Source organism: Flagellimonas crocea (assembly GCF_033441595.1).
In the GTDB taxonomy this organism is placed as follows: Bacteria; Bacteroidota; Bacteroidia; order Flavobacteriales; family Flavobacteriaceae; genus Flagellimonas; species Flagellimonas crocea.
On record NZ_JAUZVX010000001.1, the window covers coordinates 488,329 to 513,928 of the forward strand.

The window sequence follows — 25,600 nt, forward strand, 5'->3', positions numbered from 1 at the left end:
AAAGAAGGTGTCAGAAGGCGCACAACTCTACAATACATACTGCGCCAGCTGTCACCTGTCCCCAAAAATAAATGAGCTTCCTAAAGATGTTTGGAAAAAATCCGTGCTTCCCGCGATGATGGAGCGCATGGAAGTGGAAGGTCTGTACCAAGAGGAAAATTTGGTTCAAAACGGTTTCAGGCCTAAAATTTCACTATCGGATTGGGCAAAACTGGAAAATTATATTCTATCGAACGCTCCGGAGTATCTGGAAACCATACAAGTGCCCCATGCGGACACCTTAAAATTATTTAAACCCGAGCCATTTTCCGTCGATGGGCAAAATGGGGCAATGGTCACATATTTGGAATTTCTGGGCGATGGAAATCAACTGTTCTACGGTGACCTTTCCGGAAACTTAGGGATTTTTAATTTTTCCGAAGGAAGGGCATCTCAGATTTATCAGGGCACATCACCCATAACTTGGTACAGCAAGAAGGATTCAACGGAAATAATAACGGAAGTCGGAATCATTCGTCCTTCCGAAAGGGAAGAAGGCAAACTAATACATAGAGTAGGCGGTGACACCTTCACCTTGGAAAATATCTTTCACAGGCCCGTTCATACCCTTGTGGATGATTTAAACGGTAACGGGAAAAATGAAATCGTTGTCAGTGAGTTTGGCAACGACTCCGGGAAATTGTCACTTTTGGTGGAAACCGCACCGGGTGCATATGACAAAAAAGTATTGATGGACCTTCCAGGAGCCATTCGAACGTTGATCAGGGACATGAACAATGATGGAAAAAAGGACATCGTGGCTCTTATGACCCAGAGCAATGAAAGCATTACGGTTTTTTATCAAGACGACAATTTAGCCTTTGAAGCAAAAAAACTGCTGCAGTTCAGTCCTGTTTTTGGGTCCAGTTGGTTCGAGCTTGTGGATTACAATGGGGATGGCCTAGAGGATATCATCACGGTCCAGGGGGACAATGCGGATATTTCCTATGTCCACAAGCCCTACCATGGGATGCGCATTTACCTGAACAATGGGGACGGCACTTATTCCGAATCCTATTTTTATCCGATGTACGGGGCAACAAGGGTATTGGCCCGTGATTTTGATCAGGACGGGGACATCGATTTTGGATTGATCAGCACGTTTCCCAATTATTTGGAGTTTCCCGAACTCAGCTTCGTGTATCTCGAAAACAAAGATTCCGACAATTATCGGTTTACGACCAATATTTTGGAGGATCCTTCCATGGCAAGATGGTTTTTAATGGACTCCGCGGATATTGATGATGATGGTGACGAGGATATTGTTTTAAGTTCCCTTACCTTAGGTTTTACTCCCGTTCCCAAAGTTTTGTCCGAACGTTGGAGCAATAGCAACGTGGATATTCTGGTCCTAGAAAATTTATTGCATTGAAAAAATGGATTTTTATAGCGTCTTTGATCATCATTGGGTGTTCCCGAAAGGAGAAACCTACCCAACCGCCATCGCAGTACAAATGGTATGGACACGAAGTCACGGCCTCTGCCTATAATTCCGTATTTTGGCAAACGGACAGTATCAATCCCTCCGTAGCTGCATGGGGCGATACATTAAAGCCAGGTATGAAATCCATCGCTGTTTCAAGAGATTTGATAAAAATGGGGCTGACCCATAATACCATGGTGAAAATAGATACCTTTCCGGATACTTTTTATGTAAAGGATAAAATGCATTGGCGCTGGCGCAACAGAATTGATATTTATATGGGCAAGGATGTTCAAAAAGCAAGGGAGTGGGGCCGTAAAAAACTGATAATTTGTTATGCCGTGCCCATAGATTCAATAGAAAACAAAAATGAAAAAGACTAGCTTACTATTTGTTCTGGGGATTCTTCTCGGAAGCTGTTCCGTTAAAAAAGAAATCGTGGACATCCCTATCATCTTTGATGACCAACGTATTGAATTGACCAAAGAATATCTGGAGCAACGCTACGGGATTGAGCAGGACTCTCCCGAAATAACGCCCAAAATGGTGGTATTGCACTGGACCGCGATTCCATCACTAAAAAAATCGTTTGAAGCATTCAACCGTTCCACATTGCCCAACTGGCGGCCAGATTTGGTGAATGTAAGTGGTCTGAATGTTTCTTCCCACTTCTTGGTCGATCAAGACGGCACGATTTACCGATTGATGCCGGAAACCACGATGGCGCGCCACACCATTGGTTTGAACCATTGTGCAATAGGCATTGAAAACGTTGGGGGAACAGAAGGGCTTCCTTTGACCAAGCAACAATTGAGGTCCAATATTTTCTTGGTGAACTATTTGGCATCCAAATACGATATTGATTATGTCATCGGACATCAGGAATATACCTTGTTCGAGGACCACCCGCTATGGTTGGAAGTTGACGATGGATATCGGACCGAAAAAACAGACCCAGGAATGGATTTTGTGGAAAAAGTGAGAAAAGCCACAAAAAAATTTAACTTTAAACCCGTTCCAACTCAAAATCAATGATAAAAAAACTTATTTCTTTGGCCATCGTCTTGCTGGCGTTCAATGTGCAAGCACAGGACGAACTTACTTCTAAACTATACGAAACTTATGATGACTATAAGGAGACCAGTATAGGCAAGCGTAGAATAAAACATGCCGACATTCAACCCTTGATAGAAAAGTTCAAAGCCAATCCTAAATTTGAGGTACAAAAAGTAGGGAAGTCCATCCAAGGCAGGGATTTGCATTTGATCAGCATTGGTTCCGGGGACAGCAATATTTTTTTATGGTCCCAAATGCACGGGGATGAACCTACGGCAACACAGGCAATTTTTGACATTCTCAATTTTTTGGATGCCCCGGATTTCAAAGAAGAAAAGGAGGCCATACTTTCCAAGCTAAAATTGCACTTTTTGCCCATGTTGAACCCTGATGGGGCAGAAGTTTTCACACGGAGGAATGCCCTGGGAATCGATATTAACCGGGATGCCCTTCGTTTGCAGTCACCAGAGGGACAAACTTTGAAACGACTGCGAGACAGTCTGGATGCAGATTTTGGTTTTAACCTTCATGATCAAAGTAGGTACTACAATGCCGAACGTACCGAAAAACCTGCTACCATTTCCTACTTGGCAACTGCCTACAATTATGAAAAGGACATCAACGAGGTGCGTGCCAACGCCATGAAGGTAATCGTGTACATGGATAAAATCATACAAAACTACGCTCCCGGTCAGGTAGGTCGTTACAGCGATGATTTTGAACCAAGAGCTTTTGGTGATAATATCGCCAAGTGGGGCACCAGCTTAATTTTGATAGAATCCGGAGGGTATCCTGGTGACAGAGAAAAACAGGAAATCCGCAAGCTGAACTATGTTTCCATTCTTTCCGCTCTGTATACCATTGCGAATGAATCTTACCAGAATATTCCTGTGGAAGATTATGAAAAAATTCCAAGAAACGATCGTATGCTGTTCGATTTGAAAATCGAGAACGTCACATACGAGCTTTTGGGCGATGATTATATTCTGGACCTGGGAATCTTTAATCACGAAATTGATTTAAAAAACCATAACGATTTTTATTACCAAAGTTCGATTGCGGATCAGGGTGATTTATCCACCTATTATGCTTACAAAACTTTTGATGCCGAAGGATACAAAATAGTTCCACCAAAAGTGACCAAAGTGGACCGCATTGAAAATGCCATGGATTTATTGAGGGATGGTGTGGCTTATGTTAAGACCGAAAAACCGGATAAAAGCGCATTTATTCACCCACCGTTGATATTGGTAGACAACACCTTCAATTTGAAACCTTTTAGCCTGCAACCAGGAATGAATCCAACGTTCTTTTTGGAAAAAGATGGAAAATTGACCCATGCCGTGGTCAACGGGTTCCTAATCGACCTTTCCAAGCCGCTGAATCAACAGAATACCGGTAATGGATTGATCAATAAATAATTAACCTCCTTAAATTAATAACCCCTTTAGCACATAAACAATGAAAAAACAAATTTTAACAGTACTATGCCTGTTGGCTATTCAATTGACATTCGCACAAGAATCCATCTCACTCTTTAATGGAGAAAATTTGGATGGTTGGGTCAACCACGGAGAAGAAAAGTGGTTTGTGGAAGATGGCGAGCTCATTTGTGAAAGTGGACCAAAAGCCGAGTATGGGTACTTATCCACCGATAAATTTTATAAAGATTTTGAATTGACACTCGAATTTAAACAAGAGGCCGATGGCAATAGTGGCGTGTTTATCCGTTCCACTTTTGAAGGCACAAAGGTTAGCGGATGGCAAGTGGAAGTAGCTCCTCCCGGAAAGGATACCGGCGGTATTTATGAATCTTACGGACGTGGTTGGTTGATAAAGCCGGACCCTGAAAAGGATAAAGCCCTGAAAATGGGGGAGTGGAACACCATGAAAATCCGTGTGGAAGGTCCTGAAGTGACTTCATGGCTCAATGGGGTGGAAATGGTACACTTGGAAGATGAAAAAATAGGAGAGGGCGAAGGCGCCATCGCATTACAAATCCATGATGGTGGTGGAATCCGTGTAAAATGGCGAAATATTGAACTTATCCCCTTGGATTAAGCACAAAAAAAGCCCGATTGAAGAAATCGGGCTTTTTTTTATCCTGACCCTCAATTTTTTAAAGGGGTCACTTGAAAGCTTCTGTATTCAATTGGGCCGTGGTCTCCTTGAATCATGAATGGACCCGGTTCCCCTTCTTTACTGTCCAACGCACCCCCCGTTATCCCTGGGATTGTGGTATCACAAATAACCGTTTTGCCATTTAGCGTTACCGTTACCCTTCGTCCTATCAAAGTGATATCGTACGTTTGCCATTCACCAGCTGGCTTGGAAGCATTTTCATTTGGTTCCAGAAAACCGTAAACTCCGCCTAAATAGATGTCGGATGGCTCGTAGCCTTCGCTGTCCACAATTTGTACTTCGTAACGTCCACGAAGATAGATACCGCTATTGCTTCCTTCAGGGTAGCGGAATTCAACGTGCAGTTTAAAATCTTGGAATTTTTCATCTGTAATCAGGTTAGATCCAGATTCTGGGCTGGTCAAAATACCATCCTTTACCACCCATTGGTTCTTTTCTCCGTCCACATGCCAGCCGCTAAGGTCTTTCCCATTGAACACATCAATGTTTTTTCCCCATTTCGGGTTTTCGGTATAAGTCAGTTCAGGAGCTTTTGTTCCTGTCCAGTGAATGATGGAACCATCCGTATAGATCATAGTCCCCTTTAACTGGTCACCATCCAATTCACCGTGGAAAATCATGTCACTCCCCTTAGGCTCCCATTGGTTGGGAATACTAAAGGTAAATTTGTTTTCACCAAAAGTTTCCACTTCTGCAATGGGTCGCGCACTACCAAAAGCGAAAACAAAACGCCCCAATAGTGTTGCGGTTCCAGAATGTCTAATTTCCAACCAGGAAGGGGAGGTCTTCCCCATAAAATCCATTTCCAAATCCCATCTGCCCTCCAATGGACTGGTATGCTGGGCCTGGAGATGGTTGGCAAAACCTAAAAATAGGGTGCAAATAAACGTGTAAATTACTTTTCTTCGAAGTGTCATAAGCTTGTTTGGTTTTATCGCCCAACAAGATACGTATAATCCAAAAATTAACTAATCGATAAGCTATGGTAATCTACTCGCAACCTCCTGTAAAGCCTTTGGCGTTGAACTTGGTCTGAACAGCTCCTTCAAGCCCGTTATGCGTTAGCTGAATCACTAAGTTGCTTTCACCACTGCCATCACGTTTCGGGGTACAATATTCAAAAAGGTAGTAGCTTCCTGCTTGCTCCTCTACACGTTCGGAGATATCGTTAAAGGTATTTTCCAATTCTTCTGAATTACTGGCAAATACACTGGCAGTTTTACCAATTTGCTCTAAAACTTCGGTATCTATTTCAGCACCAAGTCCTATGGTGAAAAAGGAAATGTTTCTGTCAGCTTCTTCTACGGCTTTCAATGCATCGGATTCTCTGTAACGGGAAGCTTGGTCGGTACCATCTGTGAACAATACCACGGATGCCGCATTGATAACTTCCGAATTTTCAGCCAGCAAATTCTCGGCAATGTTGGTAGACTTAATAACCGCCCCGTACAAATCGGTGGAAGGGTCATTGCTGATATCGTTGGTAATGCCATCCACAGAGGCCGTCAACTCTGCAGAAGACGACGTTAAGGGATTCAATAAATGAAGTTCATCCTCTCCATCGAACCAATAAATGGCCATTTTAAAAGAATCAGAACTCGGCGAAGGCATCACATTATCGATAAAACTTGTTGTGGCCGCTTTCAACTGGTCCAAACTGCTTTCGAGCACACTATTGCTCAAATCCAGTACCAAAAGTGTGTTATTGTTGAACACTTGGGAGTTGGGCGAAATCCTCGCAAAGGATTCGGAGGAGGATATGGAATTGAAACAGTCATCGTTTCTGCCTTGCTCATAAATGGAAAATTGATTAGCGGTCAAGCCTGAAATAGGATTGCCCATAAGGTCGGAAACCCTGAACAATATGGAAACCTTGCCCGGCAAGGTGGTAAATTCATCCTGTATGGACAATAGCAGTTCATTTTCACCAAAACCTAGACAGTCATCCGGCTCTTCACCGAGACCCAGTTCCCTGTCGTTTATGTCAAAACTGACATCATCATCTGCATTTCCGCAAGAAAATAAAATAAGGCCAAAAAATATCAGGAATGTAAATCGAAATAGGTGTTTCATTTTCATATCAAAGTTAAGGTTCTGCTTTGCACAACGCTGAATTTGGCCGAAAATTATCTCCAATTGTAAGAATTAAACCAAAAGAAAAGTTAAAAGAAATCCATAGTTGTTAAAATATAATGGTTCCGGGCAATTTTTAATATTTTCACCACACCGAAAACATACCGACCTATACTAACCAAAATTCAAACAAACAATAACGCTAATAGGTTGATATTATGACTATACTTTTGTTCGGAGCTACCAAAGATCTTATAGGGACCCCAACATTATCGGTTCCAACAGCAAGCTTGAGAGGGAGAAAAATTCCAAATACCGTAGGGGAACTCAAGGAATTTCTGGAAAATACATACCCCGAACTCAAAACCATATCCCAAGTTACCGTGGCGGTAAACCAGAACTATGCTTCGGACCACGATAAGATAAATTCTTATGACGAGATTGCCCTGATTCCGCCGCCGAGCGTGCGATAGCTAAACCCAATTTATGAAGCCGGAACCTAAGACATCAGCAAGGAATGCATCCAGATTATTTGGGCTGGTGTTGTCCGGTGGCTCCAGTACCCGGATGGGGGAGGACAAGGGACTCTTGGAATACCACGGAATACCGCAGCGGGAGCATCTATATCATCTTTTGGGCAAGGTATGCGACAATGTTTTCCTGAGCATTCAAAAGGAGCAATTGGCCCATGTGCCCGACGGATTTAAGACCATTTTGGACCAAGATGTCCATAAGGGACCTTTCAACGGCATATTAAGTGCTTTTGATGCCTATGACGATGTGGCTTGGCTTGTTTTGGCCTGTGATTTGCCTTTTATGACCCAGGATGTTTTGGAGCAATTGATACGGAACAGGTGCCTCGGTAAGGATGCTACCGCTTTTGCAAGCCCAGAAACCGGCAAACCGGAGCCATTGGCCTGTATTTGGGAGCTCCAAGGTCTGAAAAAGGCGTTGGCATACACCCAAAATACAAATGGGAGAAGCCCTATAAAGTTTTTGATGGAGGCAGATATACAATTGGTGAACGCAGAAAACGACCTAGCCCTGTTCAATGCGAATTCGGAAACGGATTATACGTTTGTAAAGAACAAATTGATGGAGTAGGGGACTGATCAATTTTTGGAGGAAGGCTTTTTTTGATTGTCCACATCAAGTATTTCCAAATCCTGGAAAATACCACAAGAAATCTGTTTTTTGATCAGTGATCTGGATTTCTTTCGTTTGGTACGCGATTCTATTTCCTTGTTTAAGAACTGCATGGAAAAGTGTTTTTGCTAAAAACGAAAGTATGCCTTTTTTATTTTGATTTACAGTGTTTCAGTGCCTTTTAATAGGGATTTGTGCTTCAATATGTTCCAAAATGGACATCCAGTGCATCCGCAATATCAAAGCAGCGGTAGGGGTATTGTCCTCCTGTATGGCATCGACAACAGAACGTGTTTGGGAGCTGAGCTTTTTAAAAAACATAAAATCCCGAATAAAATCATATTCATAAAAATGGAGCCTGAGCTTAAGGTCTTTCAGGATTTTGAGCAAAACCTTGTTGGGAGAGTGCTGCACCAAATGGTTATGGAAACTAAAACGAACCGCAAGTCCATCAGCTATGGTCTCGCAATCTTCCATATGGGTCTGCAAGGAATCCAGAACTTCCATTGCTTTCGGATGAAATTTCGAGTTTTCGAGTGCCATCACCTCCAACTGGGCCACCACTTCTATAATGTTCTTCAACTCCAATTTAGAAAGTTTCTCTACCACAAAACCTCGATTGGGCACCGCCTTTAATACCTGTACATATTCCAACTGACTAAGTGCTTCGCGAATGGGTGTGACGCTGATTCCCGTGTTGCGGGAGACCTCTGCCAAGTTGATGGTCTTTCCAACTTCCAGCTCGCCCTTCTGAATTTGCAACAATAAATAATCCTTGATTTTCTCCCGTAAAACGTGTCTGGCCATGTTACTAAAATAACAATCCTATACGGTTCAATAACAATCCATTGCACTTAATATTATATATTTAGGTCTTCTTAAATCCGTAGGAAATGAAAAAGTGGTTATTGGGTACGCTTCTCGTATTGTTCTTGGTAGGTTGCAAACAATCTGAAACAGCTAGGACAGAACCGATCAGTATTTATGAAACTGAATTGTTCAAAGAAGTGCAGTTGGCATCGGTTTTTGGAGACTCCAAAACTTTTGTGGACTTGGAACCCAAAAAGGACATTGCGCTTTTGGAGAAAGAATACCTTGATAGCAGGAATAATCCAAATTTTAAGCTTGCGGATTTTGTGCTGGATAATTTCACCGATAAATCCATGGAAGGACTTCGGTTTAAGTTGGACACTACCCAAAATATGTATGCGCACATCTCGCACATGTGGGAGATTTTGGAAAGAAATCCGGACAGTGCCGTCTCTAATTCTTCCCGGATAGCACTTCCATACAATTATATTGTTCCCGGGGGCAGATTTCAAGAGATCTACTACTGGGACAGCTATTTTACGTTGGAAGGTTTACTGGTGGACAATGAGGAAGAAATTGCACAGGGCGTGGTGGACAATTTTGCTTTTTTGATCGATTCCCTTGGATTTATTCCCAATGGCACCCGGGATTATTACAATACACGTTCCCAACCGCCTTATTTTGCATTGATGGTGGATGCACTGGCCCAAGGAAACGATACGCTGCTCATAAAGTACCTGCCACAGATGCAGGCCGAATACGATTATTGGATGGATGGAGTCCAAAAAGCGAAGACCCTAAACCCTGTAAAATGTGTGGTAAACTTGGACGATGGCAACACACTGAACCGCTATTGGGACTCCGGCAATACGCCACGACCCGAATCCTACAAGGAAGACTTCCTACTGGCACAGGACTTGGAATCAGATTCCCTAAAACAGCAATTGTACAAGGATTTGCGTTCCACGGCAGCATCCGGGTGGGACTTCAGCTCCAGATGGTACGGAGAGGAGGGGGGCCTTGCATCAACAGAAACTACCTCTATTTTACCGGTGGACTTAAACAGCTTGCTCTATTTTATGGAGAAAACGCTTTCAAAAGCTTATACCGTGCAAGGGGATACACAGCAACAAAATCAATATGCGGAACTGGCGGAAACCAGAAAAAAACTGATCCAGGATTATTTTTGGAACGAGACCACAGGGTTTTACCACGATTACAATTTTGTGAAGGGTTCCATGACCCCACATCTGACCATGGCAGGGGTGACCCCTTTGTTTTTTGAAATCCCGACATCCGATCAAGCCCAAAAGATAAAAGATGTGCTTATGCATACTTTTTTAAAGGAGGGTGGCCTTGTAACGACCTTGAACCAGAGCGGACAGCAATGGGATGCCCCAAATGGTTGGGCCCCGATGCATTGGCTGGCCGTTAACGGGCTTTTGAACTACGGTTATGTAGAAGAGGCAAAAGAAATCATTACAAGATGGTTGAGCCTGAACGAAAAGGTATATGCCGATACGGGCAAAATGATGGAAAAATACAACGTGGAAGATCTGTCGTTGCTTTCCGGCGGTGGCGAGTACCCTACCCAAGATGGATTTGGATGGACCAACGGTGTAGCCGTTGCCCTAAAAAAAATCATGGAGGATTTGGAACGCCCTAACTAATCCATAGGATTACCGTTTCAAATAGACATAGGAAAGCACCCCGGGCAAATCGTCACCTACATTTTTTATGATGGTGTTGTTGCTCAACTGTAAGACGCCCAAGGTACTGCTACCCTGAAAGGCAACCTCATTACCATCGCTCCCCCAAGCACCCGTGGCCAGGTTGGTACCGGAACAGGCCACATAATATTGATCATTGGTGATGAAAGAAATAGTGAAACTGGATTGTTCGTATTTATAGGTGGTATCCGCATTAAAAATAATTGTTCCGGAAATACAGTCCTCCTCGTCCAGAAGATTGTCGGAAGACTGACCATCACCATCAAGATCTACGGCCGAGCTTAATTTGACTTCCACCAAATCCCAAGTGCCTACCAGTGCTTCCACGGAGAATCCGCCATTGTCGTTTCCATCATCATCACTACAGGATAAAACGGTGGAAAGAACCCCAATTGACATAAGAAACAACTTGATGTTTTTCATAGCATTATGATTTATTTCAGGATGAAAATAAGATAAATTCAAGAATAAATATTCCAATCCTACATGTATTTCGTCGATTTACATTCCGTTTGTACACTAAAAAAAGAGTGGTTACGTTTTTTCTGTTACAAATACATAACCAAGTAAAATGAAGAAACTTAGCTTTAGAATTTTGTCATTTACATTCGCCAGTATTGTCTTTATCGGCTTCCAATCCTGTAGCAAGGATGGCATGTCCGGTGAAGATGGAACGCTCTCCCAGGCTGAATTGAAGACCATTCTGACCACGGATGATATTGCCGGTGCGGCAGATACGGCCTTGGCCGAAATATTTGCGGGAAACACAGCGGCCAAATCCTATACGGCCAAAGAAGGGGACTGTTATGTTGCCGAATACACCGAAACCGGTTTTGTGGCCACCTTCAACAATTGTGTGCTCAATGGAACCGATAATGTAAACGGATCAGTAACAGTAACCTACGCAGTGGGTACAGAGACTTCCTCGTTTACCGCCACATATCAGGACTTTTACGTTGGAAACATCAAAATAAGCGGAACCAGAAGTTTTGAAATTTCTGCAAATAGTGAAGCGACCGCTATCTTGTTTTCTGTGGTAAGCGATATGTCGGTAACCATGGAAGATGGCTCCATAATTTCTGAAAATGGGACCAAGACCTTCGGTATCACCTTTGGTGATAGCTTGGAAAGCACCGTTTTTAGTCTATCCGGTAGCTGGACCATTGTTGCAAACGAAAACACCTATGCCATTGAAACCTTGGAAGACCTTCAAGGGAACGCTTCTTGTGAATATTTGACCACGGGAACCATGGTGGTATCCAAAAATGGATTGGCCATCACGGTGGATTTCGGAAATGGGGATTGCGATAACAAGGCGACCCTAATTTATCCGAACGGTGCTACGGAAGAGATTGCTCTCTAATTTTTTTATAATCATACGTTTAAGGCACCGGTCGTTTCCGGTGCTTTTTTGTTTTATGGAAGATGCTGTTCCCAAGTTTGCCTATATTTAAAGAAACAATCAGTTTATGGTGAAGCAATTGGTAGCTGCTCAGAATGACTTTTTTGCCACACAGAAAACCAAGGATGTCAGCTTTAGAAAACAGTATCTCAAAAAACTGCAACAAGAGATCATAGATCAGGAAGATGCGATTTGTGATGCACTCTATGCCGATTTTAAAAAACCCAAGTTCGAGAGTCTGGCCACCGAGACCCAATTTGCACTTTCGGAACTAAAGCATGCCATTAAAAACGTGGAATCCTGGAGCGAACCCGAGCAGGTTTCGGCCTCTTGGTCCAATTTTCCGTCCAAAGAATGGATCCAGCCCGAACCTTATGGAAAGGTGCTCATTGTTTCGCCTTGGAACTATCCGTTTATGCTGGCCATCTCGCCCTTGATCGGTGCGTTGGCCGCCGGGAACACCGCCATATTAAAACCGTCCGAGTTCAGTACGAACACTTCCAAAATCATCTCTCAGATTATCCGTAAAGTGTTTCCGCCCGAATATGTGACCGTAGTGGAGGGTGGAGTAGAGGTCTCCCAACAATTACTGGCCGAAAAATGGGAATACATCTTTTTTACGGGCAGCACCAAAGTGGGCAAGATCGTCTATAAAAGTGCCGCGGAACACCTGACTCCCGTGACCTTGGAACTGAGCGGAAAAAACCCATGCATTGTGGACGAAACAGCTTCCATAAAATTGGCCGCGAAGCGTATTGTGTGGGGAAAATTCATCAATGCGGGGCAGACCTGTATTGCTCCCGATTATATTTTGGTGCACAAAAGCGTGAAAGATGGGCTCGTAAAGCACCTAAAACAGCACATCACGGATTTTTATGGGGAAAACATGGAAACTTCCAACGATTTTGCCCGTATTGCCACCAGCAAACACTACGAGGAACTTAAAGCGATGCTTGAAGGGCAGTCCGTACTGTTTGGGGGAACTTTTGCCGATAAAGACCGATATATAGCGCCTACTTTAGTGGATGAGCCCCAACTGGACAGTACCATTATGGAAGGGGAGATATTCGGCCCCATCTTGCCCATTATCAGTTATACGGAAGAAAGCGAGCTGGACACCTATATTTCCAAGTACCCAAAATCGTTGGCGTTTTATGTGTTTTCGGAAAATAAAAAGTTTCAAAAACATTTGATGCGGCAGTATTCCTTTGGTGGGGGCGCCATTAACGATACAGTGGTGCACATCAGCAATAAGAATTTGCCCTTTGGCGGTGTTGGGGCATCGGGAATAGGGGGCTACCATGGCAAACATACGTTTGAGCTGTTCTCCCACCATAAATCCGTTGCCAAAAGAGGCACTTGGGTGGATGTGCCCCTGCGTTACGCACCCTATTCGATTTCCATGGATTTGGTCAAAAAAATCAAACATTTGTTTTAAAGGGATGACAAACCATTAATTGTGGACGTTGATTTTTGACAAATTGATATTTTTTTGCCAAACAAACGTTAAATCACTGACCCATAGGCAGTTTGATGCTAACTTTAGAAGTGACCACAATAAATAAACGCCTATGGAACCTACACAGAAAAAATACCGCATTGCGGTATTGCTGGATATGTCCAAAAATTCCGCCTTTGTATTGACCAGTGCCTTGGAACTGGCCAAACAGATGGATGGAGCCGTAGAAGTGTTTCATGTACAACCTTCGAGGGCAAGTCGGCAAGCCAATCCCAATTACGTAGCTACACAGACCGAAATCGAGGCATTGATCAACAAAATGGGAGCGGAGGAACAGTTGCCCATCAGTTACAAAGTGGAGTATGGCCGCGTAAAGCATCGCGTACGGGACTATTTGGCCCTGCAAAAACCCGATATTTTGGTTTTGGGAAAGCGCAGGCCCAAATTGGGCATTTTTGGGGAAAGCATTACGGATTTTGTGATCAACCAAACGCAGAGCACCAACGTGCTGTTATTGGGCGAGGATGACAAATTTCACACGTTCAAGAACATTAACCTTGGATTTTTTGGAAACGAACTCAAAGAATCGGATTTGGAAGTGATCATGGATTTGACCCGTAACAGCGACAAACCTGTGCGACATTTTGATATTTCGCAGGATCCATCGCAAAAACGGATATATCCTTGGCACAAAACGGTTTCGTACCAATTTCCCGAAGGAACCAATGCCATGAACGGTCTGGTGAATTATGTGTCGCATACCCGTACACAATTGTTGTGCGTTCCCAAAACAGCGGGCAAACGGATAATGCTCCGATCCAACCCGATCAAAACCGTAATTCGAAAAACAAAGGTGCCTTTATTGATTCTGCCCAAATAAGAAATTGGGGGGATGGCATTGGGTTTTGAAATATTCTATTTTACATAATGTAAATTATAGAACAAATTATTAAGTACGGCAAATTGCGTATAGCTATGCTATTTGATATAAAATCAGTTCTGATGCTTGTGCGTCATAACGACAACGATTTTATGTCAAAGCAATTTGTCGTTAGTTCATTTACTCCAACACTGGCCCGCATTTTCTTCCTTCCATGCTTTCAATACATAAAAACTAGTCAGCTCTAATTACCTCAAGAATTGAATCAACTTCCTTTTGACTAACATTATAACGTTCAAAAAATTCAGATTTTGTGGTGTTTAAAATACTTTCCCTAGCTTTCAATTCTCTGGCAACCTCATTTATTTTAATTGCTGATTCTTCCTCATTATCTATAATGGAATCCTGCCATAAAACCATGAAATGATTTAGCTCTTCTTCTAAATTTTGACCAGCGATAAGAAAATCGATTGTTCGGTTAATCAGTTCTTTATCTTTAAATCTATTTTTTGTAGAATTTAGTTTGTCCAACCAAAACTTCTGGAAATCGGCAATAGATTTACTTTCTTCTTTGATTTTATGAACATTATCAAGGCTATTGCCATATTTATCAACCCTTGCCTCCTTAACAAAAACATCTAAGTAAGTATTTCTTTTATTGTATATTTTGGCTGCCTGATCCTGAGCCTCCAAACAAAGTGCCAATTGTTGTAATGATTCCGACTTCGATGGTTTACAAGCTACTTGTGTCATGATTAAAAAACATAAAACCACCGATATACTCAAACGTAAGAGAGATGTCATTAACCTGCTAAATTTATTTCCACATATTATAATAAAACTTAAATATCCAAACCGTTTTTCTCTATATAATTATTTATCTTTTCTATGTTTTCTGTATTATCATCAGAAAATAAAGACGTTCCATATTTAGAAAGACTATCCCAATTATAATAATATTTTTTCTCAATTCTTTCACCTGAAAATTCATCAGAATAATGATATTTCAGCAAAATCAATAATCCTAATTTGTCTTCGATTCCAGTTAGATTTATACTTTCCATACTTCTAACCCGAATTTCTACACCACCAGTTTGCATTGGGATAATATCTAAATTATCCTGATAGTTTTGCATTTTGATATGTTGGCTTATGTTTTTTTTATCTGGTAACATTGCAACGATTGCCTTACTACCAAAATTCTTTGCCATTCTTTTTCCTAAATTCCTAAACAGGAATGAAACTCTGTAATGACTGCCATCCAAATCATTTCTCTTTTCTAGTTTAGCGACAACTTCTACTTCAGGTCTTTCAAGTTCAAACCTTTTTTTCTCTAGTGCTAATTGCTCTGATACTTTTTCTTCAAAAATTTTAGTCTGATTCAATGTACTTCGTAACATTCCTATTTGTTCTTCAACTTCTTTTTCAATTGATTGAAGTTGACCATTAAAACCCTTCAAGTCATCATTTATTTTTACCACTCTGTCAAGATTCTGATTTAATTCGGTAATTATAGAATCTGATTTCTCTTTTAATATTCTGGTGTTCGTAATTGTGGTATCTAGTTTTACACTCTGTGTTTCTGAATCCTTGTTTTTTATGTTTGTGTCCTTAATTGAAAAATATAATCCTGTAAGAATCAAAATAACAATTATGGCTGACATAAAGTATTTGTCGTCTTTACTTAAACTGGCATTAAAAACCAATAATAAGATTGCAATCACTGCTGCAATGATAATACTTACAATGTCGTATCTCATAAATGAATTCATTTAACTTTTAACCCTTTACATACTTCATTTAAAACTTCACATGGATTAACATCAATTGCTAATGCTATCAAATACAACTCATCAGCGCGAAGCTTTGTTTTTTTATTATTTGAAAGTTCGCTTAAACGAGTTTTGCTGATACCAGTTTTTCTAGCCACGTCTGAACGGTTTACAGATTTCTTTGCGAGAAACAATCCTAACTCAGTCATTTTTATCTGATTTTCGTTCAATAAAGTTAGATTTTATGAACGCTTTATCTTAAAATCAGAACCAAATTGATGAATTCTATCCGTTTTTAAGTATATTTATTCCGATAATCGGAAACTTTATTCTTATAATCTTATAATACATGTCAAATTTTAACCTACTCCCCCTCCTCTCCTACTTTGAAGATTGTCACGAAGGAGATTTACTTTCCTTTACCCAATGGTTGGATAAGGCCATTTATATGTTCCATTACCTTCCTACAGATACTTTTTCAGAAACGGAGCGCCAAAATGTTTGTCATGTGCTTATGGAACTAAAAGAAGCTATCCTAAAAATTCATGTTGAACAAAATAATTGTGCCTAAAATCCATTCCATACACTTTTACCCCCCCAACTCCCCTTGGACTCCGCTCAAGACAAGTGCGGGTACGGCAAAATAGTATTCATTACATTTTTTAAAAGGAAGTTTTTAGCTCAACTTTTCAGACGCTACAATTTTTAAAGAATGAGATTCTTTAAAAATTTAGGCGAGTTGGTGCGGTGGAGGTAAGCTTTGCTTATACCTAAGCAAAGAAACATAACGCGAGAACATTATGGTACAATTTAATTCCCGTAAATTTTCCATTGGTAGGTATCAACCATTTCACCCAATTTTGTAATGCTACCACTATCAATACTTTCTGTTCCTGGGTTATCCGAATAATACATTGTACCATCTGTTAGTGAATATAACACAACGTTATCATACAAGATGGAAATAATTTCATCTAGAATTTCATTATCGAATTGATTGTTTGCGAGCTGCAATGAAGTCAAAAAGGGATTGTTGGATATATCAATGGTTTGAAAGTTGTTATTGCCAATCACTAAAGATTTTAAGGCCTCATTACTTGAAATATTTAACTCGGTGAACAAATTGTCATTTGCATCCAACCTTTCAAGATTTAGATTGTTCGAAATATCCAAGCTGCTTATTTGGTTCTCATTAATTTGCAAGAATTTTAGCAATGGATTGTTCGAAACATCAATAGAAGTTACCTGATTAAATCCAACAGACAAGGAAATCAATTCAGCATTATTCGATGTATCTAAATTTGTCAGTAAGTTACTGCCTAAATATACATGGGTTAGTTTAGTATTATTAGATATATCAACACTACTTAATTGATTTTTATTGGCAGATATTAGCACCAAATCTTTATTGCTAGCCAAATCCAATGTTGTCAACTGATTTTCTGACACGTAGATCTGTTCTAAATTTGGATTTTGGGTGATATCCAAACTTGTCAAGGAATTTTCAATTATATATATCTCCTTTAAATTCGGGTTGCCTGATAAATCAATACTGGTCAGGTTATTTCGATACACTATTAAATTTTCCAACACTGGGTTACCAGAAATATCGATGGTGGATAATCTTCCTTCATTAATCCCCACATACTTTAGCAATTTTAATTTAGTTAAGTCAACCGAAACCAAATTATTTTGATATTGATATATCTCATTTGGAATTTCACCTCCAATAAATGTAAAGTATTCTATAACCTCAATGGGGCCATTAATAGTTATAGTATAATTTCCAGCGGTCTCATAAATATGAACAAGCTCGATCGGTTCTTCTGTATCGGTTGTGGAGGTAGTATAATCATCAACAACCCCATCTCCCCAATCCACCAAAAAATTCGAACCCGTAAGCGACTTAATAGTCAATGTCTTGGTTGTTTGTAGTTCGGATTCATCTATATGTAATTCAAAAAAATCAGAAATCTCAGGAAACTCCAAGCTTAAGCCAGTATACCCAAAATCAGTGGATGTAAAACCTGCGGTAAATAGGTTTTCTGTAAGTGTATTATTTACTTCATTTTCTGAAACATCAAATGCTATGGGCAAAGTATTGGCAACGAACTGTGACATTGCCGAACTTTCATATGGCACCATTGAAAGAACCACATCATTCTCATCGACCACAATAAACTCTGTTAACCTATAATTACCTACTTTCAAAGTTATTTCAGAAGTACTATAACTTCCGTTCACATGGATCAAATTAACCCTTTCCCTCTTAAGAATTGAGCTCCCATTACTACTTTTTATGCTAATCAAGGCAAAAATAGGTTCAAGGTTTTCCGTACCTTTTTGTGATGTACTCTGTACCTTTAGTTCGGTAAAATCAATTTGAAATGTATGGAAACCATCAATTTCTGAGGGTATTAAATCTTCGGATGTAGATTCGGATGAACAAGAAATCAGTAAAAATACTGAAGCCAAAAGGAAAAATATTCTAATTCTCATTAAGAGATAGTTTTGGATAGTTTGTTTGGTTAATTCTCGCCTTAAATTAACACTATTTTTCTTAAATAAAATTTTAATAATCGGTGTTTATCGAAATTTCTAGTTCAAATGCCTTGGTTTTAATTTGCAAATATTGACGCTGCCAATTTAAGTTGGTATAGTAGTTCAGAGCTTTTTGTCATTCCACACACATTACGCTCCCCTCCTACGACGGGTCGCATAAAAAGTTTTCCATTATCTTTTTTGAAGAATATTTTTAGAAGAAATTTTTCAGAAAGCGCACTCCAAACTTTCACTTTTAACAAAGCTCAAGTTACATAACGCGAGAACATTATGGTACAAATGTCGTCATGTTGTATTTTAAGGGTTTCGCCATTAGATAGCTATAATTTGTCGCTATGTAAAATGGCCGCTCGGCCAACAGCACATTGCTTTCATAAAAAGTAAATGCCCTAGCATTTATTTTTATACGCAATTCTCAGCCACTTGGCCAGCGCCATTAAAAGCTCAGTTTTTCGTATGTATTGAAACCTTAGGTTTAATTGCGAATTTGGAGAAGAAAAATTTCAGGAAAATTTCGTCAGCTTGTCGCAAAAGCTTAAAATTTAGCGGAGCATAAATTTCTAAGCACTTGCTAACCTCATACTATTCTATAGATTTGTAAAATTCATGGCTCATTCCAACCTGGATAATTTTTGTATCATGTTCCAAGTAAGGGCCATCCATTTGTAATATGGTTGTTCACTATTGGAGAAATTTGTTTTAATAAATAACAATATTGTACTATTTTATTGTATTACTCGACCTTTGATTTACTTTTTTAATGATAGATATGTTTCGTATTATAAGAATTGTTGTTTGCTATTTGGTTTTGTGCTCCATGGCCTATGCCCAAGAGGGCAATGCGTGGACTTCCTCTACTATTTGTTGGGATACGTCCTATTCTATGTTTGAACGTGATCTGGAACAAGAGTTGGATCTGCTGGATAAAATATTCGAAAGGTCGCCCGATCAAAAAGTTCAATTGCTATTGTTTGACATAACGGTGGAAGAGCATGAGTTTACCATAGAAAATGGGGATTGGAATGCCCTTAGGGAAGTTTTAGTCAATACGAAAGCGGATGGAGCGACCTATTACGGAAATCTGGAAGGGAAAATTAAGCATGAAACGGTCTATTACTTTACGGATGGAAAACACCTAGGTACAAACGAACTCTTGCCCATTAAAAAAGGAAATATTATTATCAATAGCGTGGCCAATAGGGACGAAGCATATTTAAAAAGAATGGCCCTATTGGGAAAAGGCAGACTTATGGATTTGGCTGCTATTTTTCCGGATAACATCGTCACCGATAGTGCGACCTTAAAAAAGGGGCGCACAATTACGGGAACGGTTTATTTGGACAATGAACCTGCCCGCGGCATAGAGGTCCGAATAAAGGGAAGCCATAATCCCGTAAGTACCGATGATGCAGGAAAGTTTGCCATTTCAGCTGTACCCGGAGACTCTATTTTGGTTTCTAGCAAGGAAGACCGAACCTTAAAACTCTTGCCAATAGGTTATTTTGATAAAGATGTGGATGTATTTTTAGAGTCCAATGTCATGCAATTGGAAGAAGTCATAGTTTCTGAAAAGAGAATTGAAGCCCAAAACATCGAAATGGTCAATACCAGTATAGGGTTACAAAACAAGGAAGGTGTCGGTTATGCCGTACAGTCCATAGATGATAATGACATTATTCCCGCCCATACCGAAGTGTCATCCGTGATTCAAGGTAAATTTTCAGGTGTTTCCTTAAAAAGCGATCAGGATTTATCACAATTTAAAGGCCGGGATAATAATACGCTTTTGGGAAACAACTACGGTCTTGTGGTCTTGGATGGTATACCCATGCAAACATCGGCAAGTGCCGGTGGCCTTACCGGTTTCGCTGCCCCGCCTCTTATCGAATTACAAAGGTCAAAAGCCGATCTATCTTTTTTAAATCCGGACAATATAGCGGATATTACGGTCTTAAAGGGGTTTGCGGCTACAAATAGATATGGGGCCTTGGGGAATGGAGGGGTTTTGCTGATTACCACGAAAAACGGCCAATATGCCAAAGGCAAGAGAAAACCTGCAAATTCGGCTTTGGTCCAAAACAACGTCTATGATCCCACTTCGGAAATTGCACCAAATCAATCTGCTGTTTTTAAGGCTCTAAAGGCTACGCCCGATGTCCAACAAGCGTATGGTAAATATTTGGAATTGCGAAGTTTTAACATGGGCGATTCATCATTTCTTATGGATTGTTTCCAATATTTTAGGGACAAGGATCATAAGTTGGCCTTAAGAATACTATCGAACATGTGGGAGACACATCCGGATGATGAGAATGTAATCAAGATCATGGAACTTTCGGCAAGGGCTGTTGGAAATTTGAAAGTTTCGGAAATGGCCAATCGCAGGTTAAATCAACTAAAACCTTTGGCAATACAGCCTTTTTTTACCGAAGCGCAGTTGGCTCTGGAACAAGGTGATTGGCAAAAAGCGTTGGACTCATGGTCGGTCTTGTCAAAAGGCGGTAATTATGGTTCATTGGAAGTTTCCGATATACAGAAGTCCGTCGATAGGGAAATCAAGAATCTGATTTTGCACAATAGGGCTGACTTACGTACTTCGGAAATTGAAGAAAGATATTTTAAAAATGAACAAATGAATGTTCGTTTAAAGCTGGAATGGAGCGACCCGAAAGCCGAGTTTCATGTGCAGTTCGTCAATCCTCAGAATAGATACTTCGATTGGGAGCACACAAGTGAATCCGATGCCAAAAGGCTACAGCGAGAGGTGAGCCTAGGATACGCCATGGAGGAGTTCGAGGTATATGACGATTTAAAGGGAGAATGGCAGGTCAATGTCAATTATTTGGGAAATATGAATGGCAATACAGTGGAACCTTTGGTTTTATTATGTTCAAAATACACGGATTTTGGACTTCCTTCACAAAAAAGGGAGTTGATATGGATTTATGTGGATGCGCAAAGCCCAAGAAAAAGCTTGGTTCGTTTTAAAATATAGAAATCATTAAATAATCTTCATTTCGTCCTTCATGGTCTATTTGGGTCAAATGCTCCATAGGAATCTTAAAACCCGAAAATTTTGTGCCATTTTTGGAATAAGGCCTTTAAGGGAATTATGAACAGGGTCATGAAACATTCACTAGCGGTTGGCTACGCTACATCTTTTCATTTACTCACACATTAATTATTTTACGGGTGTTCGTGAACGCTACGCATTTTTATCACTCCCCTCCTACCTCGAGTTTCCTATTGCAAACTGTCAAAGCTTATTTCCCATTTTACGAGAGCATTACAGAACAACCTTAATCATGTTCCACTGTATGAGCTTTCTACATATTAGGGCCAAATCACAAAATTTTTAACAAAAAACAGGGTGAATACGTACTGTTTGCTATTCTTTTTTCAAAGAAATCTCATTTTTACTAGGATTTCTGCAAAAAACGGTTATCTTATAAGTTAGAAATTGTTATACTAAAAAATATATATGAGGCAACTAAAGATTACGAAACAGATTACCAACAGGGATACCAAGTCATTGGAAAAGTATTTTCAGGAAATTTCCAAAATTGATTTGATAACAGCAGAAGAAGAAGTAGAACTGGCCAGAAGAATTCGAGAAGGTGATCAAGTTGCTCTCAACAAATTAGTAAATGCCAACCTTCGTTTTGTGGTGTCCACCGCAAAACAATACCAAGGTAGTGGCCTACGCCTTTCCGACCTTATCAATGAAGGGAACATAGGCTTGGTGAAAGCTGCCAAACGTTTTGACGAAACCAGAGGATTTAAGTTTATATCCTATGCGGTTTGGTGGATTAGACAGTCCATACTACAGGCCATTTCACAAAACTCCCGTATGGTGCGGTTGCCCCTTAATAAAATTGGGGAAATCAGTAAAATAAAGAAAGTCTATTCCGCATTGGAACAAACACACCAAAGACCTCCGAGCGCGGCCGAAATAGCCAACGAACTTGATATGAGTTCCGCAAAGGTAAAATTGGCCATGAAAAATTCAGGAAAACACTTGTCCATGGATGCGCCATTTCAAGAAGGTGAATCCTCCAACCTATATAATGTCGTAGCATCAAAAGACTCCTCGAGTCCCGATGATAAAATGATCAAGGATTCCCTAAGTTCCGATATCAATCAAGCGTTAAAAACCCTTCCCGATCGTGAGAGCGAAATTATACGTCTCTACTACGGTCTTGGAGAACGGACCCCAAAAAGTCTGGGCGAAATAGGTGAACTATTTGACATTACCAGGGAACGCGTAAGGCAGATCAGGGAAAAAGCCATCCGAATGCTGAGAAAACGTTCGCACAACCAAGTTTTACAAGCTTATTTGTAAGAAGAAGCTCCAAGTACAAAAAAGAGGGTATCTAAAAAGTATTTATAACTTGATTTGTCAGGTTGAGCCTGTCGAAACCGATATTGATTATCGGTAAGTTGAAAATATTTCGACAAGCTCAATATGACATTGTCTTACTTTTTAGATACCCTCTTTTAGTTATTCATAAAAAGGAAAAGAGGATTCCGTTCACGACAATTCCTCGGCCACCATTTGGTCTTTGGAGATACCTAGGTTTTCCAAATCCTTTTGTACGGACTTCATCATCGGTGGCGGTCCACAGAGGTAGAACTTGGCGTCCTTGTCTGTGATGTGCTCTTTTAAAAAGTCGGTGTCTATATGGCCATGCGGGAACTTGCTGCTCTGCTCATCGGAAAGAATGTTGATAAAATCCTTGCCCAACCATTTTTCAAATTCCGCTTGCATAATAATATCGCGCTCGCGCTTATTGGCGAACAACAAACGGTTTCCGTCCAATTGGTTCTTTTGGGCCAAATACCTAAAGATGGCAATAAAAGGGGTTACCCCTGCCCCACCAGCCAGAAATACACCTGGGCCTTGGTAGGAGATGGCGCCCCAAGCATCGTCCAACAATAAATGGTCGCCTTGTTCCAGTGTTTGCAACATATCGGTTACGCCGTTATGATCGGGATAGACCTTTATGGTAAACTGTAAAAAGCCATCATCGGGGAGTCCTGTAAAGGTGAACGGTCGCTTTTCTTCGCGCCAACCTTCCTTGTCCAGGGCAACTTCGGTGGCCTGACCTGGCTCAAAATTATAATCAGCAGGTCGTTGCGTCTGAATTCTCAGTACGTTATGGGTAATAAACCTTATTTCTTGAATTTTTACTTTATGTGGCATGTTTTGTTTTTAGTTGTTACAATTGCATTGTGTCTTTTATGGGCCGCTGCCCAAAAAGAGGTGCCAACTCCTAAAAGCCAGCACCCGTTCTGTTCCATCAATACTTCAGGCTATTTTTTTAGCGTCACCTTGAGTTGAACATCGGCTTTTAGCAATTTTGAAATGGGACATACCTCCTTGGCCTTATGTGCAATTTGCTGAAATTGCTCGGCATCTATCTCTGGAATGTCGCCCTCTAGATCCAAGTTGACCGTGGTGACCTCGCCGTCTTCAAACGTTACCTTGGCGGCAACATCCAAACTATCGGGAGTAAATCCGTCCTCTCCCAACAAAACACTTAACTGCATGGCAAAACAGCCCGCGTGTGCCGCTCCTACCAATTCTTCAGGGTTGGTGCCTTTTTCTCCATCTTCGAAGCGTGTGTGGAACGAATAGGACGTTTTGTCCAATACGCCACTAGCCGTGCTCAATGTTCCTTTTCCTTCTTTGCCCGATCCTTTCCACTGGGCCTGTGCTTTTCTTGTAAATTTCATGTGTTATGTTTTTAAAATTATTTATTCGTTGTGCATTTTGACAGATTCATTTTCCAAAACCGTCAATTCGAGTGAAATTCCAAAGGAATTTTTTATCGAGAATCGATTTTGGGCTTGAAATTCTGGTTCTCGCTACAATTTTTCTTTCGAAAAACCACTCGAACTGACAAACTTCAATCAAAATGACAACAGATTTGTATTCAATTTTTTATGCTTCCTGTTTGACGCTTGCCTTGGGGTAATCGGTATAGCCTTCCTTGCCTGGGGTATAAAAGGTATCCTTGTCCCACTCGGCCAGCTCTACATCGTTCTCAAAGCGCTCCACCAAATCTGGATTGGAGACATATGGTTTCCCGAAGGCCACCAAATCTGCATTTCCCGAAGCTATGACGGCATTGCCCGATTCTTGGTCAAATCCGCCATTGATCATTAGCGTACCATTGTACAACGGTCTAAAATGTTTGGCAATTTCCGTTACCGCGTAGGGTATATCGGAAACGTCCGTAAAGGGTTCCGATAAATGGATGTAGGCCAAATTGTAATCGTTCAATTTTTTGATGATGTATTCAAAGGTGGGAATGGTGTCTTCGTCCATCGTCATTCCAAAAACCCCATTTAACGAAGGATTGAAGCGGGCTCCGATTTTTTCCTCTGGAATTACCTCTTTCACGGCATCCAATACTTCAAAAAAGAAGCGGGCTTTGTTTTCATGGCTGCCACCATATTCATCGGTCCTTTTATTGGAGGTGCCATTAAAAAATTGATGGAAGAGATATCCGTTTGAGGAATGTATTTCCACCCCATCAAACCCGGCTTCCACTGCATTTTTGGCGGCATTTTTGAAATCTTCCACCGTAGTTTTAATATCCTCCTTGGTCATTTCCTTCGGAGTCACGGTATCTTTAAAGCCATCTGGCGTGTAGGATTGCTCGTTGGGATTTATCGCCGATGGTGCCAGAGGCAATTCCCCATCATGAAAAATCGGGTGGGACATTCTACCCACGTGCCACAACTGTATAAAGATTTTCCCTCCTTTGTCATGGACGCGCTTGGTCACCTTTTTCCAGCCCTCTACTTGAGCTTGGGTATGTATTCCTGGCGTATTTATATAGCCTACCGCCCGTTCCGATACTTGGGAGCCTTCGGTAATGATCAAACCTGCCGAAGCACGTTGCTCATAATAGAGTCCTTGGAGTTCGTCAGTCGGTTTTTTTTGGTCATTGTCGGCCCTACTACGGGTCATGGGTGCCATTACGACACGATTTCTCAATGTAATGTTCTTGTTGTATGGTGTGAGTAAGTTTTGCATATATCCGATCTTGTTTATCAGTAATATACAATGCGGAAAGTCTAAAATGATTGACCTATGT

26 protein-coding genes are annotated in these 25,600 nt (G+C 40.8%); 14 read left to right on the forward strand and 12 right to left on the reverse strand.

Going from position 1 to position 25,600, the window contains the following annotated elements:
- Window positions 1-7: 7 nt before the first annotated feature.
- The 5 genes from SD449_RS02310 to SD449_RS02330 are packed head-to-tail and all read left to right on the forward strand — an operon-like array spanning window position 8 to window position 4,579.
- Window positions 8-1,411, forward strand: a complete 1,404-nt coding sequence (locus SD449_RS02310) for an FG-GAP repeat domain-containing protein (protein ID WP_318308454.1) — start codon at window positions 8-10, stop codon at window positions 1,409-1,411.
- On the forward strand, window positions 1,408-1,845 hold the full coding sequence (locus SD449_RS02315; RefSeq protein WP_318308455.1) for a 3D domain-containing protein: 438 nt from the start codon (window positions 1,408-1,410) through the stop codon (window positions 1,843-1,845). The genes SD449_RS02310 and SD449_RS02315 overlap by 4 nt, the downstream gene beginning before the upstream one ends.
- Complete coding sequence (locus SD449_RS02320; RefSeq protein WP_318308456.1) at window positions 1,832-2,497, forward strand: peptidoglycan recognition protein family protein; 666 nt, start codon at window positions 1,832-1,834, stop codon at window positions 2,495-2,497. Before SD449_RS02315 ends, SD449_RS02320 begins: the two co-directional genes overlap by 14 nt.
- The gene (locus tag SD449_RS02325) at window positions 2,494-3,939 is read left to right on the forward strand and encodes a M14 family zinc carboxypeptidase (RefSeq protein WP_318308458.1); all 1,446 of its coding nucleotides are present in this window, start codon (window positions 2,494-2,496) and stop codon (window positions 3,937-3,939) included. The genes SD449_RS02320 and SD449_RS02325 overlap by 4 nt, the downstream gene beginning before the upstream one ends.
- A 40-nt stretch (window positions 3,940-3,979) precedes the next feature.
- On the forward strand, window positions 3,980-4,579 hold the full coding sequence (locus SD449_RS02330) for a 3-keto-disaccharide hydrolase (protein ID WP_318308459.1): 600 nt from the start codon (window positions 3,980-3,982) through the stop codon (window positions 4,577-4,579).
- A gap of 50 nt (window positions 4,580-4,629) precedes the next feature.
- On the opposite strand, the gene SD449_RS02335 is transcribed toward SD449_RS02330, so the two are convergent.
- Window positions 4,630-5,577: a 3-keto-disaccharide hydrolase gene (locus SD449_RS02335; protein WP_318308461.1), complete on the reverse strand. Its 948-nt coding sequence runs from the start codon at window positions 5,575-5,577 to the stop codon at window positions 4,630-4,632.
- Window positions 5,578-5,650: 73 nt separating this feature from the next.
- The gene (locus SD449_RS02340; RefSeq protein WP_404828011.1) at window positions 5,651-6,739 is read right to left on the reverse strand and encodes a vWA domain-containing protein; all 1,089 of its coding nucleotides are present in this window, start codon (window positions 6,737-6,739) and stop codon (window positions 5,651-5,653) included.
- A gap of 212 nt (window positions 6,740-6,951) precedes the next feature.
- Here SD449_RS02340 and SD449_RS02345 point away from each other — a divergent pair, with 212 nt between their 5' ends.
- Both SD449_RS02345 and mobA read left to right on the forward strand, forming a co-directional pair.
- On the forward strand, window positions 6,952-7,206 hold the full coding sequence (locus SD449_RS02345; protein ID WP_318308465.1) for a MoaD/ThiS family protein: 255 nt from the start codon (window positions 6,952-6,954) through the stop codon (window positions 7,204-7,206).
- A 13-nt stretch (window positions 7,207-7,219) separates the two neighbouring features.
- Window positions 7,220-7,837 (forward strand): molybdenum cofactor guanylyltransferase, encoded by a 618-nt coding sequence (mobA, locus tag SD449_RS02350; RefSeq protein WP_318308467.1) that lies wholly within the window; start codon window positions 7,220-7,222, stop codon window positions 7,835-7,837.
- 8 nt (window positions 7,838-7,845) lie between these two features.
- On the opposite strand, the gene SD449_RS02355 is transcribed toward mobA, so the two are convergent.
- Both SD449_RS02355 and SD449_RS02360 read right to left on the reverse strand, forming a co-directional pair.
- Entirely contained in the window at window positions 7,846-7,992 is a 147-nt protein-coding gene (locus tag SD449_RS02355) for a hypothetical protein (RefSeq protein ID WP_318308469.1), read from the reverse strand.
- 58 nt (window positions 7,993-8,050) lie between these two features.
- A complete protein-coding gene (locus SD449_RS02360) occupies window positions 8,051-8,686 on the reverse strand; it encodes a GntR family transcriptional regulator (RefSeq protein WP_318308471.1) in 636 nt (211 codons plus the stop codon).
- Window positions 8,687-8,772: 86 nt separating this feature from the next.
- On the opposite strand from SD449_RS02360, the gene SD449_RS02365 reads away from it, so the two are divergent.
- The gene (locus SD449_RS02365; protein WP_318308473.1) at window positions 8,773-10,359 is read left to right on the forward strand and encodes a trehalase family glycosidase; all 1,587 of its coding nucleotides are present in this window, start codon (window positions 8,773-8,775) and stop codon (window positions 10,357-10,359) included.
- Between the two features lie 9 nt (window positions 10,360-10,368).
- Here the strand turns inward: SD449_RS02365 and SD449_RS02370 are convergent, their stop codons facing one another.
- Window positions 10,369-10,842, reverse strand: coding sequence for a DUF5004 domain-containing protein (locus SD449_RS02370; RefSeq protein WP_318308474.1), 474 nt, complete (start codon window positions 10,840-10,842; stop codon window positions 10,369-10,371).
- A gap of 148 nt (window positions 10,843-10,990) precedes the next feature.
- Between SD449_RS02370 and SD449_RS02375 the strand changes: the two genes are divergently transcribed.
- The 3 genes from SD449_RS02375 to SD449_RS02385 all read left to right on the forward strand — a co-directional run bounded on the left by SD449_RS02375 (window position 10,991) and on the right by SD449_RS02385 (window position 14,160).
- A complete protein-coding gene (locus SD449_RS02375) occupies window positions 10,991-11,782 on the forward strand; it encodes a hypothetical protein (protein WP_318308476.1) in 792 nt (263 codons plus the stop codon).
- A gap of 106 nt (window positions 11,783-11,888) precedes the next feature.
- On the forward strand, window positions 11,889-13,259 hold the full coding sequence (locus tag SD449_RS02380) for an aldehyde dehydrogenase (protein WP_318308477.1): 1,371 nt from the start codon (window positions 11,889-11,891) through the stop codon (window positions 13,257-13,259).
- Window positions 13,260-13,392: 133 nt separating this feature from the next.
- The gene (locus tag SD449_RS02385) at window positions 13,393-14,160 is read left to right on the forward strand and encodes a universal stress protein (RefSeq protein ID WP_318308479.1); all 768 of its coding nucleotides are present in this window, start codon (window positions 13,393-13,395) and stop codon (window positions 14,158-14,160) included.
- A gap of 234 nt (window positions 14,161-14,394) precedes the next feature.
- Here SD449_RS02385 and SD449_RS02390 read toward each other — a convergent pair whose 3' ends face one another.
- The 3 genes from SD449_RS02390 to SD449_RS02400 all read right to left on the reverse strand — a co-directional run bounded on the left by SD449_RS02390 (window position 14,395) and on the right by SD449_RS02400 (window position 16,141).
- Window positions 14,395-14,913, reverse strand: coding sequence for a hypothetical protein (locus SD449_RS02390; RefSeq protein ID WP_318308480.1), 519 nt, complete (start codon window positions 14,911-14,913; stop codon window positions 14,395-14,397).
- Window positions 14,914-15,002: 89 nt separating this feature from the next.
- Window positions 15,003-15,920 (reverse strand): hypothetical protein, encoded by a 918-nt coding sequence (locus SD449_RS02395; RefSeq protein WP_318308481.1) that lies wholly within the window; start codon window positions 15,918-15,920, stop codon window positions 15,003-15,005.
- An 8-nt stretch (window positions 15,921-15,928) separates the two neighbouring features.
- The gene (locus SD449_RS02400; RefSeq protein WP_318308482.1) at window positions 15,929-16,141 is read right to left on the reverse strand and encodes a helix-turn-helix domain-containing protein; all 213 of its coding nucleotides are present in this window, start codon (window positions 16,139-16,141) and stop codon (window positions 15,929-15,931) included.
- A 140-nt stretch (window positions 16,142-16,281) separates the two neighbouring features.
- Between SD449_RS02400 and SD449_RS02405 the strand changes: the two genes are divergently transcribed.
- Window positions 16,282-16,503, forward strand: a complete 222-nt coding sequence (locus tag SD449_RS02405; protein ID WP_318308483.1) for a hypothetical protein — start codon at window positions 16,282-16,284, stop codon at window positions 16,501-16,503.
- Between the two features lie 239 nt (window positions 16,504-16,742).
- On the opposite strand, the gene SD449_RS02410 is transcribed toward SD449_RS02405, so the two are convergent.
- Complete coding sequence (locus tag SD449_RS02410) at window positions 16,743-18,431, reverse strand: leucine-rich repeat domain-containing protein (RefSeq protein ID WP_318308484.1); 1,689 nt, start codon at window positions 18,429-18,431, stop codon at window positions 16,743-16,745.
- 832 nt (window positions 18,432-19,263) lie between these two features.
- Here SD449_RS02410 and SD449_RS02415 point away from each other — a divergent pair.
- Together SD449_RS02415 and SD449_RS02420 are read left to right on the forward strand one after the other, a co-directional pair.
- A complete protein-coding gene (locus SD449_RS02415; protein WP_318308485.1) occupies window positions 19,264-21,489 on the forward strand; it encodes a YfaP family protein in 2,226 nt (741 codons plus the stop codon).
- 486 nt (window positions 21,490-21,975) lie between these two features.
- Entirely contained in the window at window positions 21,976-22,836 is an 861-nt protein-coding gene (locus tag SD449_RS02420; protein WP_225604493.1) for a sigma-70 family RNA polymerase sigma factor, read from the forward strand.
- Window positions 22,837-23,025: 189 nt separating this feature from the next.
- Here SD449_RS02420 and SD449_RS02425 read toward each other — a convergent pair whose 3' ends face one another.
- The 3 genes from SD449_RS02425 to SD449_RS02435 form a co-directional block, all read right to left on the reverse strand.
- Window positions 23,026-23,697, reverse strand: a complete 672-nt coding sequence (locus SD449_RS02425; protein ID WP_318308488.1) for a ferredoxin reductase domain-containing protein — start codon at window positions 23,695-23,697, stop codon at window positions 23,026-23,028.
- A gap of 110 nt (window positions 23,698-23,807) precedes the next feature.
- A complete protein-coding gene (locus tag SD449_RS02430; RefSeq protein ID WP_318308490.1) occupies window positions 23,808-24,230 on the reverse strand; it encodes an OsmC family protein in 423 nt (140 codons plus the stop codon).
- Between the two features lie 208 nt (window positions 24,231-24,438).
- Window positions 24,439-25,539 (reverse strand): alkene reductase, encoded by a 1,101-nt coding sequence (locus tag SD449_RS02435; RefSeq protein WP_318308492.1) that lies wholly within the window; start codon window positions 25,537-25,539, stop codon window positions 24,439-24,441.
- Between the last annotated feature and the right edge of the window lie 61 nt (window positions 25,540-25,600).